Source organism: Vibrio crassostreae, assembly GCF_041439375.1.
Classification (GTDB): Bacteria; Pseudomonadota; Gammaproteobacteria; order Enterobacterales; family Vibrionaceae; genus Vibrio; species Vibrio crassostreae_D.
Map to the genome: position 1 here is coordinate 1 of NZ_JBGONY010000136.1, position 1,490 is coordinate 1,490.

Sequence of the window (1,490 nt, forward strand, 5' to 3'; positions counted from 1 at the left end):
TCGCAAGAGCAGAAGGAATCGCAATGGCAACAAGAGCGCCAATCATTACTTGAACAACTCAAGCTAGCCTTCGACCGTCAGTTCGCTAAACGTTCGGAGGCGTTAAAGCCTTATGATGAATCTCAAGGTGACCTCTTCAACGAAGTGGAAATTGAAGCCGCTAAGGAAAAAGAGGTTGAGGTGACGACAACCACCACAACGAAAAAACGCGGAAAACGTAAGCCACTTCCAAAGACCTTACCTCGTGAGGTTATCGAACTCGATTTAGACGACCATGAAAAGCAGTGCGCTTGCTGCAACCATAGTCTACATAAAATCGGTGAAGACCGAAGCGAAAAACTGGAGTTCACACCTGCGGTACTCAAAGTACTGGAATACGTTCGCCCTAAGTATGCTTGCCGCCAGTGCGAAAAAACAGAAGACAATAGCCGCATCGTTCAAAAGCCAGCGCCACAAAGCATTATCCCTAAGAGCTTCGCCACAGAAAGCTTGCTGGCCAACATCATCCTTGGTAAATACCAATACGCGATGCCACTTTATCGCCAAGAATCGCTGTTTACTCAGTCGGGTATCGAGCTATCACGAACCACCATGGCACGGTGGGTTATCCAAGTCAGTGAGAAGTTCGCACCACTCTACGCAGCCTTGAAAGAGCACCTACTAAAACAAGTGGTGGTTCAGGCGGATGAAACACCACTCAATGTACTCAAGGAAGATAAACAGTGTTACATGTGGCTCTACTGCTCGGGCACAGACTCGCCAGAAGCTACGTTACCGAATGTGAAAAACATCGCCTTGTACGACTACCAAAACAGTCGCGCGAGGGCGTGCCCTGTTGCCTTCTTGGGTGACTATAGTGGCTATCTACAAACAGATGGCTATGGTGCCTATGATGGGCTTCACCAAGTGACCAATGTCGGTTGCTTGGCTCATGCACGGCGTAAGTTCATGGATGCTAAGAAGCTTCAAGGCAAAGGTAAGTCGGGCAAAGCGGATAAAGCGCTGGCCAAAATCCAGAAGCTCTATGGAATAGAATCACGCTTGAAAGGTGCCTCTGCCGAAAAGCGACAAGCAGAGCGTCAAGCGCACGCCAAGCCGATACTGGATGAGCTTTACGAGTGGATGACGACTCAGCAGGTGATAGAGTCGAGTCCGCTAGGCAAAGCGATAAAATACACACTCGGTCAGTGGCCAAAGCTCATTCGGTATATCGACGACGGTCACTTATCTATCGATAATAATCGCGCAGAGCGCGCAATTAAGCCGCTGGTCATTGGCAGGAAAAACTGGCTCTTCTCGACCAACCCTAATGGCGCCGAAGCGAGCGCAATGCTTTATAGCATTGTCGAGACCGCAAAAGCCAATGGGCTTATCCTCTACGATTACATGGTCAAGTGCATGAAGGAGCTAGCGAAAGCTGAGCCAGATATCGATGCGCTCCTACCTTGGAACTTCAAACATTAGCAACATAGCCCCGTGGGTTCATGGGG

1 protein-coding gene is annotated in these 1,490 nt (G+C 49.3%); it reads left to right on the forward strand.

Annotated features, from left to right (window positions below; all coding sequences use genetic code 11):
• Positions 1 to 1,464: IS66 family transposase (gene tnpC / locus ACED45_RS24005; RefSeq protein WP_371715210.1), on the forward strand; the 1,464-nt coding region annotated here is incomplete at its 5' end.
• Positions 1,465 to 1,490 lie beyond the last annotated feature (26 nt).